Source organism: Microvirga puerhi, assembly GCF_020089865.1.
Classification (GTDB): domain Bacteria; phylum Pseudomonadota; class Alphaproteobacteria; order Rhizobiales; family Beijerinckiaceae; genus Microvirga; species Microvirga puerhi.
Genome location: NZ_JAIRBM010000023.1, coordinates 58708 through 76685 on the forward strand (window position 1 = coordinate 58708; position 17978 = coordinate 76685).

18 protein-coding genes are annotated in these 17978 nt (G+C 58.5%); 9 read left to right on the plus strand and 9 right to left on the minus strand.

Annotated elements, in window-relative coordinates:
- Window positions 1–135: 135 nt before the first annotated feature.
- The 7 genes from K9B37_RS21680 to K9B37_RS21710 all read left to right on the plus strand — a co-directional run bounded on the left by K9B37_RS21680 (window position 136) and on the right by K9B37_RS21710 (window position 6990).
- A complete protein-coding gene (locus K9B37_RS21680; protein ID WP_224315624.1) occupies window positions 136–735 on the plus strand; it encodes an undecaprenyl-diphosphatase in 600 nt (199 codons plus the stop codon).
- Between the two features lie 206 nt (window positions 736–941).
- Entirely contained in the window at window positions 942–1241 is a 300-nt protein-coding gene (locus K9B37_RS21685; RefSeq protein WP_224315625.1) for a PepSY domain-containing protein, read from the plus strand.
- Between the two features lie 108 nt (window positions 1242–1349).
- Window positions 1350–1949: a hypothetical protein gene (locus tag K9B37_RS21690; RefSeq protein ID WP_224315626.1), complete on the plus strand. Its 600-nt coding sequence runs from the start codon at window positions 1350–1352 to the stop codon at window positions 1947–1949.
- The gene (locus tag K9B37_RS21695) at window positions 1946–2614 is read left to right on the plus strand and encodes an ABC transporter ATP-binding protein (RefSeq protein ID WP_224315627.1); all 669 of its coding nucleotides are present in this window, start codon (window positions 1946–1948) and stop codon (window positions 2612–2614) included. Before K9B37_RS21690 ends, K9B37_RS21695 begins: the two co-directional genes overlap by 4 nt.
- A complete protein-coding gene (locus tag K9B37_RS21700; RefSeq protein WP_224315628.1) occupies window positions 2607–3275 on the plus strand; it encodes an ABC transporter ATP-binding protein in 669 nt (222 codons plus the stop codon). Before K9B37_RS21695 ends, K9B37_RS21700 begins: the two co-directional genes overlap by 8 nt.
- Complete coding sequence (locus K9B37_RS21705; protein ID WP_224315629.1) at window positions 3272–5920, plus strand: FtsX-like permease family protein; 2649 nt, start codon at window positions 3272–3274, stop codon at window positions 5918–5920. The genes K9B37_RS21700 and K9B37_RS21705 overlap by 4 nt, the downstream gene beginning before the upstream one ends.
- A gap of 278 nt (window positions 5921–6198) precedes the next feature.
- Window positions 6199–6990, plus strand: coding sequence for a COG4705 family protein (locus K9B37_RS21710; protein WP_224315630.1), 792 nt, complete (start codon window positions 6199–6201; stop codon window positions 6988–6990).
- 74 nt (window positions 6991–7064) lie between these two features.
- Here the strand turns inward: K9B37_RS21710 and K9B37_RS21715 are convergent, their stop codons facing one another.
- From K9B37_RS21715 to K9B37_RS24995, 5 genes are all read right to left on the minus strand, one after another.
- The gene (locus tag K9B37_RS21715; RefSeq protein WP_224315631.1) at window positions 7065–8420 is read right to left on the minus strand and encodes a sensor histidine kinase; all 1356 of its coding nucleotides are present in this window, start codon (window positions 8418–8420) and stop codon (window positions 7065–7067) included.
- Entirely contained in the window at window positions 8407–9084 is a 678-nt protein-coding gene (locus tag K9B37_RS21720; protein ID WP_224315632.1) for a winged helix-turn-helix domain-containing protein, read from the minus strand. The genes K9B37_RS21715 and K9B37_RS21720 overlap by 14 nt, the downstream gene beginning before the upstream one ends.
- Before the next feature lie 846 nt (window positions 9085–9930).
- Window positions 9931–10104, minus strand: a complete 174-nt coding sequence (locus K9B37_RS21725; RefSeq protein ID WP_224315633.1) for a hypothetical protein — start codon at window positions 10102–10104, stop codon at window positions 9931–9933.
- Window positions 10105–10126: 22 nt separating this feature from the next.
- Window positions 10127–10723 carry a cysteine hydrolase family protein gene (locus tag K9B37_RS21730; protein WP_224315634.1) on the minus strand — a complete coding sequence of 199 codons (597 nt, stop codon included), beginning with the start codon at window positions 10721–10723 and terminating at the stop codon, window positions 10127–10129.
- Window positions 10723–11976 carry a GNAT family N-acetyltransferase gene (locus K9B37_RS24995; RefSeq protein ID WP_369414394.1) on the minus strand — a complete coding sequence of 418 codons (1254 nt, stop codon included), beginning with the start codon at window positions 11974–11976 and terminating at the stop codon, window positions 10723–10725. Before K9B37_RS24995 ends, K9B37_RS21730 begins: the two co-directional genes overlap by 1 nt.
- 66 nt (window positions 11977–12042) lie before the next feature.
- Here K9B37_RS24995 and K9B37_RS21740 point away from each other — a divergent pair, with 66 nt between their 5' ends.
- Both K9B37_RS21740 and K9B37_RS21745 read left to right on the plus strand, forming a co-directional pair.
- The gene (locus tag K9B37_RS21740) at window positions 12043–13086 is read left to right on the plus strand and encodes a LysR family transcriptional regulator (RefSeq protein ID WP_224315635.1); all 1044 of its coding nucleotides are present in this window, start codon (window positions 12043–12045) and stop codon (window positions 13084–13086) included.
- Window positions 13087–13125: 39 nt separating this feature from the next.
- A complete protein-coding gene (locus tag K9B37_RS21745) occupies window positions 13126–13539 on the plus strand; it encodes a helix-turn-helix domain-containing protein (protein WP_224315636.1) in 414 nt (137 codons plus the stop codon).
- Window positions 13540–13769: 230 nt separating this feature from the next.
- Here the strand turns inward: K9B37_RS21745 and K9B37_RS21750 are convergent, their stop codons facing one another.
- From K9B37_RS21750 to K9B37_RS21765, 4 genes are all read right to left on the minus strand, one after another.
- Window positions 13770–14831 carry a Fic/DOC family protein gene (locus K9B37_RS21750; protein WP_224315637.1) on the minus strand — a complete coding sequence of 354 codons (1062 nt, stop codon included), beginning with the start codon at window positions 14829–14831 and terminating at the stop codon, window positions 13770–13772.
- A complete protein-coding gene (locus K9B37_RS21755) occupies window positions 14828–15091 on the minus strand; it encodes a hypothetical protein (RefSeq protein WP_224315638.1) in 264 nt (87 codons plus the stop codon). The genes K9B37_RS21750 and K9B37_RS21755 overlap by 4 nt, the downstream gene beginning before the upstream one ends.
- Window positions 15092–15163: 72 nt before the next feature.
- A complete protein-coding gene (locus tag K9B37_RS21760; RefSeq protein ID WP_224315639.1) occupies window positions 15164–15367 on the minus strand; it encodes a hypothetical protein in 204 nt (67 codons plus the stop codon).
- Window positions 15368–15812: 445 nt separating this feature from the next.
- Entirely contained in the window at window positions 15813–17798 is a 1986-nt protein-coding gene (locus K9B37_RS21765) for a ParB/RepB/Spo0J family partition protein (RefSeq protein WP_224315640.1), read from the minus strand.
- Window positions 17799–17978: the final 180 nt, after the last annotated feature.

Below are 17978 nucleotides of genomic sequence, written 5' to 3' on the forward strand. Positions count from 1 at the left end.
TTGCGAGCGTCGACCAGATTATCCCCACAGAGCCGTATGGCCATGCTTTGGCCTGAAACATGCATCCAAGTCGACCCATCCAGAATGGCTGCATTACCATCGTAGGACTAGCCGCGACCTTCAAGGAGCAGGCACATGGAATCCTGGAACGACACAATTTTTTTGGCTCTAAATGCTCCCGAACGGCCATCACATGCGATTGTCCTGTTGGCGATCGTCCTCGCGCAATGGGCGATCTTCCTCATTCCGGCGCTGCTCGCTGCCTTGTGGCTGTGGGGCAACCGCGAGAGCCGGACCGGATTGCTGCTCGCCGCCCTGGGAGCTGAACTCGCGCTAGCGTTCAACCAGGTTATCGCACTGCTCTGGTATCATCCCCGCCCGTTTGCTGTTCCGACCGGACACACGCTGCTCCAGCACGTCGCCGACAGCTCCTTTCCGAGCGATCACGTGACATTTCTCGTCGCCGTCGGTTTCGGTCTGCTCGCCTGGATCCATGAACGGTGGGCAGGCCCCTTGGTCTTGCTGCTGGCAGCCTCTGTCGCCTGGGCACGCCTGTACTTGGGCGTCCATTTTCCCTTTGACATGTTGGGAGCAGTTCCGATTGCGGCAGCGAGCATCTTGATCGTGATGCCCTTCCGGGCATGGGTCTCACGAACAATAGTGCCGCGGCTAGCCGAGCCGCTGTATCGCCGCGTATTTTCTGTTCCCATTGAACGGGGCTGGGTGCGACCCTGACCATGATTGGTACGCGAGGGGCTTAGTGACCACGAAGCGACTTGGCACGCTGGGATCCTGCGGCGATGCTCTGAGCCGGAGGATTGGGAATTTGTATAATTCCGGACATAGGCCCGTATAGCGCGCTTCCGCATAAGAGACTCTACGGGTGCAAAGCCAACAGGCCGCCTTGGTTCTGGGGTTTTGACCCATCGTCAGGAGTCTTTATGTCATATCCTACCAATCTCTTTGCCGTTCTCATCAGTTTCGGCGTTGTCCTTGGCAGTAGTCTCGGTGCTGCAGAAGCTGCGACAGCAACCGCTGCAAAGCCCAAGATCACGTCTGCGCAAGCTCGCGACATTGCCCTCAAAGCTTACCCAGGCAGGATTCTCAAGGAGGAGCTTGAGCAAGAAGGCAACGGCCTTCGGTATTCCTTCGATATCAGCCGCGGGAGCGGTAAGCCGACCGAAGTCAGCATCGATGCCATGGATGGGCACGTGCTCGAGGCGCCAAGCGGCACGCGTTAGAGGCCCAAACATCGGCTGTGTCAGGGCGCTGGCCGCCGATGCCTCTTTCGGGCCAAGAGCGAACTGCTTTCAAACGACCTGTTCCACCGATCCGGGAAAGTAATGCAGATGCGAATCCATCTCGCCGCTTGTCTTATGACCGCAGCTTTGCTCTCGGCGGCGATGCAAAATGCAGAACCGGCCTTAGCACAAGCAAGCAACAAACCACTTCCCGTCGTGGAGAAGCCGGCTCCGCCTGAAAAAAACCCTCCGGGCGACATTCCGGACGACCAGGTTTTCATTGAATACCGTTCCCCGCAGGGGTTCTCGATGCAGGTGCCGGAGGGTTGGGCCCGCAAGGACGGAGGTGACAGCGTCTCGTTCAGCGACAAATACAACACGATAGAAGTCGCCGTCACCTCGGACCTCACACAGCCAACGATCGCGAGCGTCAAACAAGCACAAGTGTCGACCCTGGAGTCCGGTGGCCGGGCCGTCAAAATCACGCAGGTCAAGACTACAAAATTGCCCGCCGGCGAGACCGTTAGCATCGCGTTTGGGTCGAACTCGGAACCGAATCCAGTGACGAACAAGGCGATCCGGCTCGAGAATGAGCGCTACTTCTTCTGGAAGGATGGCAAGCTCGCCACACTGACGCTGTCTGCTCCATTTGGCGCCGACAACGCTGATCAGTGGCAGCTGATGTCGAGGAGCTTTCGCTGGCAATGACGGCCTGTCTCCTCGAAGCGATGGACCTGTATCGGTTCTTCCACACCCAGGAATCGGAGACACTGGCGTTACGCGGGGTCAGCCTTACGCTCCGAGAAGGCGAGCTCGTGGCCCTCATGGGTCCCTCGGGAAGTGGTAAGTCGACCTTGCTCGCCTGCCTGGCCAGTCTCGACGTGCCCGACGGCGGTCACGTCGAATTTCTCGGCATGCGCCTGACGCGGTTGTCGGACGCGGAACGTGCGCGCCGGCGTGCGCAAGGCATCGGGATCCTGTTGCAATCCGGCAATCTGTTCTCAGGCCTCACTGTCGCGGACAATGTACGCCTGCCGATGCGGCTAATCGGCCAAGCCAATGAGAAATGCGTTGACGCACTTCTCGCCGATGTCGGGCTGTGGGATCGCCGGCATGCTTATCCTGGCCAACTCTCGGGAGGCGAAGCGGCCAGGGCCGGTTTGGCCGTTGCATTGGCAAATGCACCTCAGATTCTCCTCGCGGACGAGCCGACCGGCGAGGTGGATGCCGAGACCGAATTGCGCATTCTCACGCTGTTCGACCGCAGACGCGAGTCCGGTATGGCAATCCTGGTCGCCACCCACAGCACGTTCCTCGCGCGGCACGCGAGCCGCGTGATTCAGCTTCGGGACGGAAGACTTCATCATGACTGAGCCTCTGGTTCTCGCAAATGGTGTCACCCGACGGTTCCGGCACGGCGATGGGGTTACCAATGCCGTACTGCCAGCTTCCTTCACCGTGCGAGATGGCGATCGGATTGCGCTGATCGGAGCATCCGGCAGCGGAAAGTCGACCTTGGTGCATCTCATGGCCGGCCTCGACCAGCCGAGCGAAGGCGCTCTATGCTGGCCCGCGCTCGGTCCACGCACGTCATTGCGCCCAGAACAGGTCGGCGTAGTCTTCCAGACTCCAAGCCTTATACCGACCTTAAGCGTTCTCGAGAATGTCGAGCTGCCCCTCCTCCTCGCCGGACGGGAGGCCTACGATGCGGCGCTCGCTGCACTGGGAGTCGTTGGACTTGCGACATTGGCGGATAAATTGCCGGACGACCTCTCCGGCGGACAGGCCCAGCGGGTTGCGATCGCGCGTGCGCTCGCGGTCTGCCCTCGGCTCATTCTGGCGGACGAGCCGACGGGTCAGCTCGATCAGGCGACCGCCGCGCTGGTCGTAGACGGGTTGCTCGCGTTCGTGAGCAGCTCCAATGCCGCGCTGGTCGTGGCGACCCATGATCGCACCATTGCCAATCGCATGAACACAACCTGGATCATGGAACATGGCAACCTCCACGTCGCGCCTGCGGAAGCCGTCGCATGATACGCTTGTGGTTGAAACAGATTCTGGCCGAGCGCTATGGACGCGCCCTCGGCACAGCCATTGGACTTGCATTGACAGTGGCACTTTTTTGCACGCTTGGCGCCTTTGTGACGTCGGCTTCGGGAGCCATGACCGCGCATGCAGTGGCGAGCGTTCCGGTCGATTGGCAAGTCCTCGTTGCGCCCGGCGCCGATCCTATGGCAATCGCCCAGGCCATCGGCAGCGCCGCACCACCCAAGGAGCTACAGGCGATCGGCTATGCGGAATCCGCCGGATTCTCAGCCGTGACCGGAGAGACGTCTCAGAAGACAGGCCCTGGCAAGGTGCTCGGCATTGCATCCGATTATTACGACCGATTTCCGGGTCAGATCCAACTGCTGCTTGGATCCCTCGACGGTGTCTTGATCGCGCAGCAGACCGCAGCCAATCTGCATGTTGGGCCAGGCGACCTTGTGACGATAGAGCGCATTGGGGCTTCAGCCACACAGGTGACCGTCGCGGGCGTGGTGGCGTTGCCGAACGCCGATGCAATGTTCCAGGCTGTCGGAGCTCCGAAGGGCACAGCTCCCCAAGCTCCACCCGATAATGTGCTGATCGTCCCGATGCCGCAGTGGCGGACGCTCTTTGCGCCGCAGGCGGCTCGTTCCGATACGGTGCGAACCGAGTTCCATGTTCGCCTCGATCACACATCACTGCCGCCGGATCCGAGTGCGGCCTTCGTGCAAGTGCAGCAAATGGCGAACAATCTCGAGGCCCGCGTGGCCGGCAGTGCCGCAGTGGGCAACAATCTCGCGGCAGCGCTCGACACTGCCCGCCAGGACGCGCTCTATGCCCAAGTCCTGTTCCTGTTCCTTGGGACCCCGGGCCTCGTGCTGGCGATCCTGTTCACCCTGGCGGTCGCGGCCGCTGGTGCCGACCGGCGACGGCGCGAGCAGGCCCTCCTTCGACTTCGGGGGGCATCTTTGCTGCAACTGATTCGCCTGGCCGGCGCTGAGGCCATGCTTGTCGGCCTTGTCGGAATCATGCTAGGGCTCGCTCTCACGCAACTGACGACGCTTGCGTGGCTGCCGGCGGGCGGTGCTGGGTACAGCCTCGTCTGGCTGCCGCTTGTAGCCCTCACCGGTCTCACCGTCGCGACTGCGGCCTTCGTGCTGCCGGCCTGGCGGGAGGCGTCTCAATCAACAGTCTCCGCCGCGCGAGCCCAGGTCGCCAAGAAGACGTGTCCACTTTGGCAACGGCTTTACCTCGATCTCGTCTGTCTGACTGCTGCGGCCCTGGCGTTTTGGTACACCGCCAATTCCGGCTATAACATCATCCTGGCCACGGAGGGCGTAACCCAGGTCTCAGTCCACTACGAGGCGTTCATCGCGCCGGCGCTGCTGTGGCTCGGAAGTAGCCTTCTCTGGATGCGACTGACCCGGCTTGCTCTCGGTCCGGGCCGAGCTGCGGTCCGCATCGCAATCGCGCCGCTCGCCGCTGGGTTGACGCGGATCATATCAGCATCGCTGGCGCGTCAGCATCCAAGGATGGCGCACGGCGTCGCACTTGTCGCTCTTGCCTTTGCGTTTGCGACATCGACGGCGGTGTTCAATACCACCTACAACGCGCAATCCCGCGTCGATGCCGCGTTAACTAACGGTGCCGACGTAACCGTGACTGGAACTGCAACCCATCAGATCGGGCAGCTGCTTGCGGATTTGCGCCGGATTTCAGGTGTCGCGGACGCCGAGCCAATGATGCACCGGTTCGCCTATGTTGGCAGCGATCTTCAGGATATCTTCGGAATCGACCCAACCCAGATCGGCAAGGCGACCTCCCTTGTCGACGCCTATTTCGACAACCACGACGTGGGCAGGACACTAGAGCTCCTCCGACAGACGCGCGACGGAATTCTCGTCTCTGAAGAGACGGTGTCCGATTTCCAGCTTCAGCTTGGCGACACGATCAACCTGCGTCTCCAGGACGCCCGCGATCACCAATACCACGTCGTTCCGTTCCGGTTCATCGGTATCGTGCGTGAATTTCCGACAGCGCCCAAGGACTCGTTTTTGGTCGCTAATGCGAGCTATCTCGCCGAGGTGACCGGAGGTAGCGCAGCGGATATCGTGCTGATGCGGACCGTCGCCGATCCTAGCGCCGTGGCAGCCGCCGCGCGAACTATCGTCACCGCCGTTCCGGGCGCGAAGGTCACCACCCTGGGCGAGACCCAGGCGCTCATCAGCTCCAACCTGACCGCCGTGAGCCTTTATGGCCTGACCAACATCGAGCTCGCATTCGCGATCCTGATGATTGGCGGAACCGCAGGGCTTGTCCTGGCTCTCGGGCTGTCTGAGCGGCGACAGAGCTTTGCCGTGTTGACGGCGCTCGGGGCGAAGCGACGCCATCGGCGCGCATTCCTGTGGAGCGAGGGGCTCCTCATCGTCGCCGGAGGCACAATCCTCGGCCTCGTGGCAGGACTGGGGCTCACGAAAGTTCTGGTCTCGATCCTCGCCGGTGTCTTCGATCCGCCACCGGAGACACTGTCGATCCCATGGATGTATCTTGGTGCGACCGTGGCTGGGGCACTCGTCTGCAGCGCCGCGGCGATCATGATCGTCGAAGCTCACTTGGAAGAGCCCGACCTTGAGATGCTAAGGAGCGGTTAAAGCACTCAATCACGCATGAAATCGGATGCGTCTCCGGGTCGATCGCACATGATGCAGAGTCAACGTTACGAACTTGTATAAGTTGGACTTGGAACGATCATGCCGATTCGTCGATTTCAGCGACAGGGCGAACGATCCGCCCGCAGTTTACGCTCTTGCTGCACGCCCGCGGTGCATTGAAAGTCAGGTCCGAATCTAAAGATCGTAGACTGAACGCCGCTCCCTACCATGTCAGGCCAGCAGTCCCCCTGCGACCCTTCTCGCGAGGCACCAATCCGATGAATCATGAGAGATATACATTTGCTCAGCAGACGCTCAGCAAGGTTCCCGAAGTGACGATCGGCTTCTGGATCATCAAGATTGCCGCAACGACGCTTGGTGAGACAGGAGGCGATTGGGTAACGATGAGCTTAGGCCTCGGATACCTGACCGGCAGTGTCATTTTCGCCGTCGCCTTTATCGCCTTGGTGGCCATTCAGATTAGGGCTCAGATGTTTCGCCCACTTCTCTATTGGGCTGTCATCGTTGCAACCACAACGCTGGGCACGACGTTGGCTGATTTCGCAGATCGTTCCCTTGGCATCGGCTATCCTGGCGGAGTTGCTGTCATCTTCTGCTTGCTCGTTGGCAGCCTGGCGCTTTGGTACTGGAGGCATGGAACCGTGTCCGTTGACAGCATCACATCGCCAAAGGTTGAGCGGTTCTACTGGACCGCAATCCTGTTTTCCCAGACGCTCGGCACAGCGCTCGGTGATTGGACCGCGGGATCCGACCGGGGCGGTGTCGGGCTCGGCTATGAATATGGTGCGATGATCTTTAGCATTGGACTTGCACTTGTGGCCGTTCTCTATTTGCGAACGAACCTGTCGCGGACTCTCCTCTTCTGGGCCGCATTCATTTTAACACGGCCGCTTGGCGCAACCCTCGGCGATCTGCTGGACAAGCCGGTTGCAGAAGGCGGAATGCAACTGAGCCGGCTTAGCGCTTCAAGCATCCTGCTTGGCGTGATCCTCGTCTGCATGCTGCTTATTCCACAGCGCCCCGCACGGCATGGTGAAGGTGCGGCATGAACGTGATAGAATCCGTGCGCCACATCGACACAATCGTGCGAAAGCAGGGGTCGCCGCTCTTCACGTTTGTCTCCTCAAGAATGCCGATTGAAGAACAAGCGGATCATCAATCCCGGGTGGTTGTCTGCAACCTCGATCCCGATACCATGCAATTCCGCAATCGCTGCAACCATACTGAGCCCGAGCCCATTGCCAGAGGTCGAGCGGCTCCGCTCGAGGCGATAAAAGCGTTTGAAGATTTGCTCGCGCTCGTTGCAAGGGACACCTGGGCCATTGTCTGACACGATGGCCATCACGCGTCCATTCACCTTGTGGAGATTGACGGCTATCTGCGTCCCTTTCGGCGTATGTCGGATGGAATTCTCAACCAGGTTCGCGATCATCTGAGTCAACAGTTCTCTGTCACCCTCGACCACAATGCCCGGTTCAAGCCGCGAGATGAGAGAGCGCCCGTCGTCTTCCGCGACCGGCAGGAAGGCCTCGACCACTGTACCAAATAGATTGCTTAAATCGACCCTCCGGAACCCCGCCCGCCGTGTTCCGGCCTCGATCTGCGCGATACGGAGCAGGGCACTGAACGTTGCGAGAAGGTCGTCTGCGTGCGAAATGGCAGCCTCGGTTGCCTTGCGAAACTCCTCGACCGAACCAGCGTGGCGTTCAGCGTCTTCAAGCCGCTGGCGAAGTCGGGTCAACGGCGTGCGCAGATCGTGGGCGATGTCATTGGAAACCTGCCGCAGGCTTTCGACCAGAGCGCCGATGCGGTCCAGCATGCGATTGAGGGTGGCTGCTAACCGGTCGAGATCGTCGTCTGTTCCGCGCAACGGGACCCGGAGCCGAAGGTCGCCGGCAATGATGGCCTCGGCAGTACGCGTGATCGTGTCGATCCGCTTGAGGAATGCGGTGCTAAGAGCCACCCCCCCGGCAATGCCGAGGGCCAGCACGGCTCCAAAGGCGGAGCCGAACGCGCCGAGGATAATCGCCTCAATGTCTCCGATCTGCTCAAGATCGCCGGCCACGGTAAGGCGGGATTCGTCGTTCAAAGTCGTCGTGAGGAGACGCAGGTGTCCAAAATCTCCATCGTTCTCCGGATAGCGCCCATTCTGGAACCCATCCTTACTTGGCGCCGAGGGAAGGTCGCCGGCGAGGCGGGTGCCATTCCTGCCTGCAACAAAATATTTGAGCGGGCCTGCAGGGTGAGTGCGCTCGCGACTGTGTACGGCTGTGGCAAGCCTGTCTGGACCACCCTCCTGGTATTCTGTCACGAGGGCGGCTGACTCGGCTGAGATGCGCGCCTCAAGCTGCTCAAGGAGCGCGACATGGGTGGTCCAAAGGACGACGGCTCCGAGCGCCGCAACGGAACCTCCGAACAGCGCAACATAGAGAGCCACCAGGCGAAACGTGGCCGTTCGCAGGATTCTATTCAGGCGCACGCAGCAGGTACCCGGATCCGCGGATCGTATGGATCAGCTCCGTTTCGAAGGCGCGGTCGACCTTTGAACGCAGGCGGCTGATATGCGTCTCCACAATGTTGGTTTTGGGATCAAAATGAAAGTCCCAGACCTGCTCCAATAGCATGGTGCGGGTGACCACACGTCCGGCATGGCGCATCAGGTATTCGAGCAGTTTGAACTCACGAGGCTGGAGATCGAGCTCCTGGCCACCGCGGGTGGCTCTGCGTTGGAGGAGGTCGATCTCGAGGTCGGCCACTCGCAGACTAGTCTCAACCAGCGCGATGGCGGGACGGCGAATGAGCGCGTTGAGACGGGCATTGAGCTCTGCGAATGCGAATGGTTTCACGAGATAGTCGTCGGCGCCGGCCTCAAGCCCTTCCACTCGGTCGTCAATTCCACCAAGCGCCGTCAGAAACAGCACCGGCGTCGCGACCCCGGCACCCCGGGCCGTCTTGATCAAATTGAGGCCATCCAGGCCTGGAAGCATGCGGTCGACGACCAGAACGTCATAGGTTTGGCCCGCCGCCAGGAAAAGGCCATCACGCCCGTTATCGGTCTGGTCAATGACATGCCCCTGCTCAGAAAGCGCTGCGACCAGGTAGGCTGCAGTCTCGGCGTCATCCTCGATCAGCAGGACTTTCATGGCGAATCCCTAAGTTGGGTTGGTGCACTCCAGCTTCAGCGCAGGTTCGCAATGCGCCGGATCTTGGTCACGAATATGGCGGCCCCAGTGCACCGCCATTTCCAAATCTATACGGTTTGCCAATCTTTGTTTGGCGCCGATGCAATAGCGACCTGCGGAGTACAATCGGTGGCTAAGCTACACAAAGTCGAATAGAGCGATATGCGTCCCTGCGCGGTCGCGAGAGCACGCCTTCTGCGCAGCTGTCGCTTTGCTCCTAAAGGCGAGACAAGGAGCTCAACACCATCAATGGCAATCCTTTGCCGCTCAATGTGAGACTTTGCCGATAAAACCGAGATTCTTTCCCCTTAATGTTGAGACAGCGTTGACGGGGGCGTGCGGCTGGCTGCGATGGCGATGGAACCGGACCTGACAGAGGTCACCAAGGTCGCCTTGCTCCCAACCTCTCACAAGCAAGCCCGTTTGCGCGCCACCGTCGATCGGATCGCGTGCCGGATCCAGCACCGCGTTCCCACGCAGGGATCAAGAGCCGCGAACACACCTGATCGGCCTCTCGCCTTTCAGGGCAAAGACGGTCGCTTTTCGACACCCAACGCGATGAATCTCAAAGTTAAAGGCAAGGTGACACATCATCGCGCTTCCGCTCCTACCACTTGTCATCGTATTGGCGGCGATCGATCTAACGACGCTCGGGTTCTCGGACGATTTCGCACGTTCAGGGGCAACCGAAGGACCGGGGATCGTCTGCTTCTCATCGGGCACTTCCGTGCACTGCGGGATCCACGCTCATCCCTCCTTGAGGCCGCTTTCCGCAGGGTCACGAGAAGATTCCGCGATGACCTAATTTTAGGTACTATTTGAACCTAGCCCTTCTATCAGCCGATAAAACTCGTCTAACTCCTGGCTTGTAATGCCATGGATCTTCATCTGTAGTTCCATCCGCGCCATTTTGAGGCAAAGCGCAGCAACAGCAGTATCTGTTCCTTCTAGAAGTTCTATAAGCCAATCCAAATCGGCCACGATACCTCTGAGATTCCGATTCTTATCCATTGAACCAGACCGATGTGAGCAAAGTCTGACCTGTTGAGATGATCCATTCGGCCGTGGTCTGGATCTCGCCGTAGATGCTTGCGAGCTTTCCGATGACATTATGAACGTCCGCCTCATCGAGGTTCCCAAGAGGGTGACTAGCCGATGCATCCGCAAGATACGTAATCCGTTTTCCGCGATGGAAGCCGTCAATCATGGTTGAGAGGCATGCAGCCTCCCCGGCAAAGCCAGCTATGACGATATTGCTCGTTCCACACATCACATCCGCAAACTGCCTACTTGCAAAGCATGAGGGCCGATCTCTCTCGAAGATCATATCGCCACCGGTTGGCTCAAAGCCTTCTATCCAGCGTGAGAAAGGCGCGGAGGTATTGAAGAATGCAGAGTGACCCAACCAACGTACAAATGCGACGGGAAAGCCCATGGTACGTGCATGGACCAGGGCCTCCCGGCATTTTTCTAGGGCCTGCTCTGCTTGTTGCATCGCAAGCCCGCGTGGAGGCGATACGTACTCCTGCTGCAGATCCACCAGCACGAGCGTCGGAACGGCTGAAGAATCGACATAGGAACGGAGGGGAATAACAGCCATCACACAGTTCCTTCTCTTATCGACGGTCTTGTAACCGCACGGTGGGATGATCTCTCGAGCACGCCAGGACTGTGCCATCGGCCCTCTGGACGGATGATGGTGTAAGGGTCAGTTCCGATCGAAATGGCTTGCGGATGTCGAGTCGTATCGAGTGTCATCTCGACGTAATCGAAGTCAGAGAATACAAGCTCTTGAGCGCCTTCGAAGACCTTAAAACCGAAGCGGCTCCAGAATGGAACGAGACGCTTTTGTGCATGGCCATAGAGACGACAGTAGCCTTTGATCCTGCACAGATCGATAGCCGCTCGAACAAGTTGAAAGGAAAGGCGTGTGTTTCTGAATTCGTGTCGGACCGCCAAGCGCTCAACTTTTGCGAAGTCTGCAAAATAGCGGATCCGCACGCAGCCTGCGGGTTCATTTCCGACGTACCCGACGAGATGGGTCGCCGATAGGTCGTTCCCGTCAAATTCTTCATCATAGGGACAGGTCTGCTCGCCGACATAGACTGCGCTACGGATGGTGATGATACGTGCCAGATCTTCCATTGTTCTGGCTACGGCAATCGTTAGCCTCTTTTCTGAAGAGGAGCCTCTATAGCTGTCGTAAAGCGGGGTGGACTGCAGCACGTCGCTGCTGCGCTTGTAAACATGAAGGTGCGGAGCCACAGTTTTGCCCTGCTGCGCAATGCCTTGCTGAAAGCCTAGGGCTTCCAGAAACCGATGACCATCGATCGTCACAGCGCGGGCATAGAGATCGACATTTCGGTACAGAGGTGTGCAAATTCTTTCAAAGGCTAATGGCACACCACCTGCAAGGCGGCCGAGAGCATGGATAGCCCAGATATATATGCCAGCAGGTTTCTCACTTTGCGTAGTTAGTAAATTGAGGTCGGGGTTGCTCGCGTCAAAAGTGCCCTGCAGTAACTGCTCTAGACCTGCAGCATTTAGGGGAAGCATTGCGACAAATCCCTCACCCTTAGGATTGGATGCTGAGAAGCGACTCCGTCGAGCAATTGCCCACAACACGTCCGGATTATGACTCATCACCCGATGAACGATGTCGGCAGTGGTCAAGCCGGGCAGTTCCTGCCTGGCCCGGTCGATTAGCTCGCCAATCTGCGAACCGGTTGGGCTGAAGATGACGTGACGTTTCGCAAGGCGCTGCGGGTCAAGATTTCCGAGAAAGTGAGCCGTCGGCTGACTCGATCGTGTCAGGTTCGCCGTACGCGTCACCTTATGGTCGTGCATGCTCATGGCTGCCCCTAGGGGTTGTGCAACGAATGGGAATGGCTAATGTTATGCTGTTGCAAAGAGGTTCGTATGCAGCCGAAATCGCAAAGGGGTGTTCCGGCAGTGGAACACGAGACCCCAGCTGCTCTTGGGAGGCCGGACTGGGATGGAATTCGCATCTTCCTGGAGGTCGCGCGCCGCGGAAGCTTTCGGTCGGCTGCAGAGCACCTAGATCAGTCCATCAATGCGCTGCGCCGCCGTATCGACGATTTGGAGCGTAAGCTTGGGACCGTTCTTCTAACACGGCACGTGGATGGCATACGCGTTACCGTCGAAGGGTCGAAGATACTTGCCGTTGCGGAACGCATGGAGGCCGCAGCCTATGATATTGCCCGAGTGCGTGATCAGGCACTCCCGGTTCTTTCGGGGGAAGTCAGGATTGCCGTCACAGAAGGCTTAGGTACATTCTGGTTGGCTCCACGTCTCGTGGAGTTCCAACGAAGCTATCCGCGGCTAATCATCGATTTGAGCTGCGCAATGCGTTCCGCCGACGTGCTGCGTATGGAAGCAGATGCTTCCGTTCAGCTAACGCAACCCACCGCTCCTGACCTGAAGATCGTAAAACTGGGGCGTCTTCATTCCATGCCTTATGTGGCTCGAAGCTATATCGATACATATGGAATTCCACATCAACTACAGGATATTCTACATCATCGTGTTGTTCTGCAACTGGCTGAGCAGACGACGACGCAGGAGGTTTTCGCGAAACTTGCAGGTGGAGTTCCTCAAGAAGGATTTGTAGCGATGCGTACCAATGTGAGCAGTGCTCACTATTGGGCAATTGCCAAAGGTGCAGGTATTGGTTGGCTTCCGACCTACGCGTCGGCCATAGGCGCCAGAATTATACCTCTTGATCTCGACCTTCGCTTTTCGTTCGATATCTGGCTGACTTACCATCCAGATGCGAAACGGATCCCGCGCGTCCAAAGATGTATTGAGTGGATCATCGAGAGTTTCGATCCGCGCCACTTTCCGTGGTTCCGGGATGAATTCATTCATCCCAAGGATTTACCTCAGGACTATAGAGGTCAACCGCTGGTGAACTGGTTTGAGGGCTTTACAGGCGCTGTCTAACGAGATCGCTGGCTGCAGTAACAATTTTGGATCGAAACTATGACCAAGAAAAAGCCTAGCCTGCGGGACCAGGAAATCGGTCGCCGTATTCGCGCTCGCCGCATGATGATCAGCATGTCGCAGACCGACCTTGGCGACAAACTCGGGGTGACTTTTCAGCAAATTCAAAAATACGAGAAGGGCGTCAATCGCGTGGGCTCCGGCAGACTCGAGGAGCTTGCGAGGATCCTAGGTGTTCCAATCACATTCTTTTACGATGAACGGCCCTCGAAAGAAGGAGATGTGAACATGCTTCTAAGCTTGTTTGGTACCATGCAGGCATTCAAACTCCTCAAAGCATTTTCCTCTATCTCAAACGCTGATACACGACACGCTATTGTACAGCTCGTCATACAAATCGCCACTGGGGATGGAGATAAGATTGGTGAGCCATCTGCTTCACAATCGAATTAGTCACTCCAGCGCTGCTGAAGGTCTTTGTCATGCGCACATTATTAATTTGCGTTACATGTTGGGTTAACTTTAGATTGAAGGAGCTATTGCGCATTTTCCGTGATGTCGGAGAAGACCCCGCCGGGATCGCGTGAGCTTCTACTGGATTATCCTCATTGCGTTGTTCCCGGCGATCGGCGTTTCCTTTGAGACATCGTGAAAAGGCAATGCTGTCGAAACCGAGTCGTCTGCTACCGGCCGATTGACGGCTCGGATCGAGTGCGCTCCCGAGCCTGTTCGATGGCCCGTAAGGCCACGCGGCCTGCGTTCACCTGCTTGACTAGGATCGCGACTTCATGTGCAGCCTCGAGCTTGATGCCGAGAGATTGTGACAGCGTCTCGAGCTGGTCGCTTGCAATCGCGCGCTGATCGGCATTCGTCAGGCGGCGAGACAGAGCCACGTCGAGGCCTCTGAACTCTCGGCGCATGGACTCGTCGGCAAGGCGAGCGCCGCGCTCGTCGGCCGGAGATGCCAAGGCCTCCCGCAAAGCAGGAGAGGGCAGGGGAATGCCGATCTTCGCCCGCGCCTGGGCCTCTTGATGCTCGAAGCGGGCGCGGCCTTCGAGCTCGGGCCGATCCGGCAGGATCATCGGGGCTACGAGGTGCTGACGCCCTGCAGTGCGTCCTGCATTGATCGCCTGCAGATGATTGGCAGCCTCTTTGAGATCGAGTGCCTGATTTCGGACGAAGGGCTTCAGATAGGGGTCCAAGCCCTTGCCTGGACGATCCAACTCGTTCGTCAAAGCCTTCAAGAACTCTTCCTGCTTCGTCGCTGACCAATCGATGTGAAGTCCGGCACGGCGGGCAAGCTCGCTGTGTACGACGAGGATGGTCCGTCCGTTCCCCTCGAGGAACGGATGCGCATGAGCGAGGGTGCCGAAGACTTCACCCGGATTCGCGCGCATGGCGCTGCGGTCCTGGCCTTGCGCAAGGCCGTATTCGGCTGCGCGCCGGATCTCGGCCGGATGGGCGAAGAGATCATTGCGGCCGCCCTTTGAGATCGCAACATCGGGAGCCGTCTGAGTGCGGTCCTGACCGGCCCATGGATAGACCGACGAGAACAGACGCCTGTGCGTGTCGAGAACGTCTTGATAGGTGATCTGCGGCTTGTCTTTCAGCGCTGCAAGTGCGCTTTCGACATTGGCGCGAAAGGCTTCGCGCTCCAAAAGCTTGATCTCGGCCGGGTCCTTCGATCCGGCCGAGTTTCTTAAGTATCCGCGAGATTCGTAATCTCCGAACGGATCCAGGCTCATGCGCGAGTTTGCCGAAGATGTCGGACGAGAAGGTCATTCCGCTCCTGATCCGTGATGACCTTCGCGCGATAGAGCGCGATGAGGAGATCCTGGGTCTCGTCGGCTGGCGGAAGGTCGTCGCCGACGAGACGCGATGCGGTCTCGGCGAAAGCGTCATAGGCTGTAGGCTTGTAGGTGACACCATGCGCCCCTGCCAGCGCCCGCACGTAATCGGCAACAAGGCCTTCGGGCCTTTGCGATACTGCTGACAACTGAATCATGGCGCGGCCTCCTAATGACTAGAACAATATAGCAAAATTGCGGTCTAAGTGCAATGAAAGCTATAATCCGCTTCAGTTCTTCAGGCTCTTTGCAAAGCCGTCGGTGATCTTGCGGTCGCGTTCTTTGGCTGCCGCCTCAGCGGCCTGTTTTTCCTGCATGATCTTCAATTGAGCGACCGCTGCGCTGTCATCCGGAAAGACAAAACGAGCGGTCGTCAAACCTGCTATAGCACCGAGAAAAAAGACCGGAATCAATACGATGGCCGGTAGTTTCATTGGTTATACCCCCTGGTTTCAACTACAACTTACACTAACATTATATCGTATGATAAGGTTGTAAAAGGACCTTGGAAGCGCGGGGCGACGGCGCTATATTGATCGGAGTAGGGGAACGGGCTTCCACCCGTCCCCCGCTTTGCTAGACGAACATTAGGACCCGGATTGTGACTTGCCAGCCGCTCCGGGTCCTTTTCATGTCTAGCGTGAACTTAATGGGTACAAACCACATCGAGTTCACCTCCGATACGAGGGCGAGGCTGTCGCCACAGCCGGGGAAGCCCATCTTGCCCGGTCGCGCCGCTGGCTCGGCGCTGCTGCTTCCGCCCTCGAAACTGTTAGTTCGACCTTCGCCCGATTCCGATTGATGGTTTGTTAAGCGACCAGCACTCGCGCCGGGAGAGACGGCGCGAGTGCTGTGAGCTGGCGAGGATAGGGGAGGCCGTCAGGCGGCCTCGTCTAGGTCCTCTTCGCTCAACTCGTCATCCAGATCGTCCGCCTCGTCCTCGATGACAGGGGCGGGCTCCTGGGTCCGCAGCTCGGCGGGCAACCAACCGCGACCCGCAACAGCGTCAACGGTTGCCGAAACGGCCTCGGCCTTGCTGAGTTTGGCGACGTTCTTCGCCACCTTCGCAAAGTCGCTGCCAGCCGCACTCAGGATGGTCTCGGCCATGTAGGCTTTGGAGGTGCGCTTGAAGAATGCGCTATCCGGCTGCCAGTGCTTCGTCATGTCGAAGTCAATGGCCTCTGCGATCCGGTCGGCATTCTCATGCCGCTTGCCGCGCCGCTCATGGCTTTGCTGCGTCGCGTTGAGGCTGAGCCCGACAAGGGCGGCCATGAGCTGGTTCAACGTCTCCTGTGATGCTGCCCGGCACCAATCCCATAGATCGTGACTGCTCGCCGGAAGCTGCACCTTCCAATCGGCCTCGATCTGCGAGAGCGAGACGATGGCAAGCGATTCCGAAACTTCGCTTGAAACCTGCGGCAACCGCTCACGTCTGATCTGAATGGCACTATCCGGTCTGCTGCTGCTGTAGGTGGAACTATAAAAATGCTGCAGGGCAAGCGTGTAGACGAGAACCATTAGAGCCGCGTCAGGGCGCTTGGACAGTTCGACGGCAAGCGCCGCGCTCCTCTGAGCGGTCAGGTCCTCGGTCAGTGCTGCCGAGAGAGTCAGGCTTTCAGGTTCCGCGCTCCGTGTCTGCTCCGACGTGTGGACCTTCGAGGACGAAACACCGGGGGCCTTTTCCTCACCTTGGATCAAGCCACGCTCGATCCTGAGACGCCCTTCATGGTTGATGCTGATAAAGGCTCCTGCGCGGGCCAAATCCTTCTTGCTGAAGATTTCGGGCCTGTTCTCAATGGCGTCAATCTTGCGGCGCACGTCAATGAGGCTTTTGACAAGAGCAAGCTCCTCTTCGGACAAGTCTTCATCGTCCTCGTCCAGGCCGTAGATTTCGCGGTCTTCAAGCTCCTTCTCCAAGGTTTCCGCCTGAACGTTCAGCTCTTTCAGATTCGCCTTGTCTTCCTTCGACAATGGCGAGGGCTTGCCCCTGATCCGGTCGAAATCGTTCAGTAGGTAAAATTCGAGTTCCGGTTCTGCCTTGACCCAAGACCATCCTTCCGCCGCAACGGTTTGAGCGGCCCCCTCCAACTTCTCCGCAACGAGGCGAGAAGCGAGATCGCGATCAACGAGATAAGCCTGTTCCACCGTCGCAAACAGGTCACGCTCAACGGGTCCACCTGCTGCCAGATATTCGTCCCGAATGAATTTCGCGATCTTGTCGGAGGGCGATAGATGTTCTTCGGTCATGCGGTTCTTGAGGGTGTAGGCCTGACGCTGCCATGAAGCCGTAACCTCAAACCATGCTGCCTCTTGCCGTGCCTGATCGGCTGAGATCGCGAGGGCTTGGGCCTGTTCCAAACTCATCTTGTCTTCGCGAAGCTCCTGCAACAGACGTGGCGAAAGACCTGCCAATGCCAAGCGACGACGCACGGTCATGTGTGAAATGCCGTAGCGCGCGGCAATCTCTTCCGGCGACAGTCCGTCTTCACGGTGCAACTTTCCGAAAGCCTCGATCTCATCGGCGGGGTGCATGGCGGAACGTTGGAAGTTCTCAGACAACGACAATTCAGTGGCGCTCACACCCTCGGCAAGCCCCTCCATGACGGGAACGAGATAATCCTTCGTCACCTTCTCGCCTCGGATCGTGCCGCCAGTCTTCTCAAGGTGCTTCAACGCGCGAAGGCGTCGGCCTCCCGCCAGGACTTCAAACTTGCCCGTGGCTCCCGGCTTCACACTGAGATTGTGAATAAGGCCATGCGCTGAGATATCGGCGGCAAGGCCCTCGATTCCGGCCTCCGAGTTGTAACGCCGAACGTTCTCCTTGCTCGGAACCAGTTTCGACAGGGCTATGGTGGTGATGGTCATTTCTCTCTCCTTTGGTATGGGGCGCAAGCCAGGCCTGGCCTGCGCCCCTGCCACGTGGCGAACGCGGGTGGAGAGGGGGGCAACCTTGAGCGGGGGAGGGGGATCACCCACCGGGGAGATGCGAAGCGGCTCCCTGGCCGCCGTAGAGCGGTCCTGGCAGGCCTTGAGGCCGAAGGATGG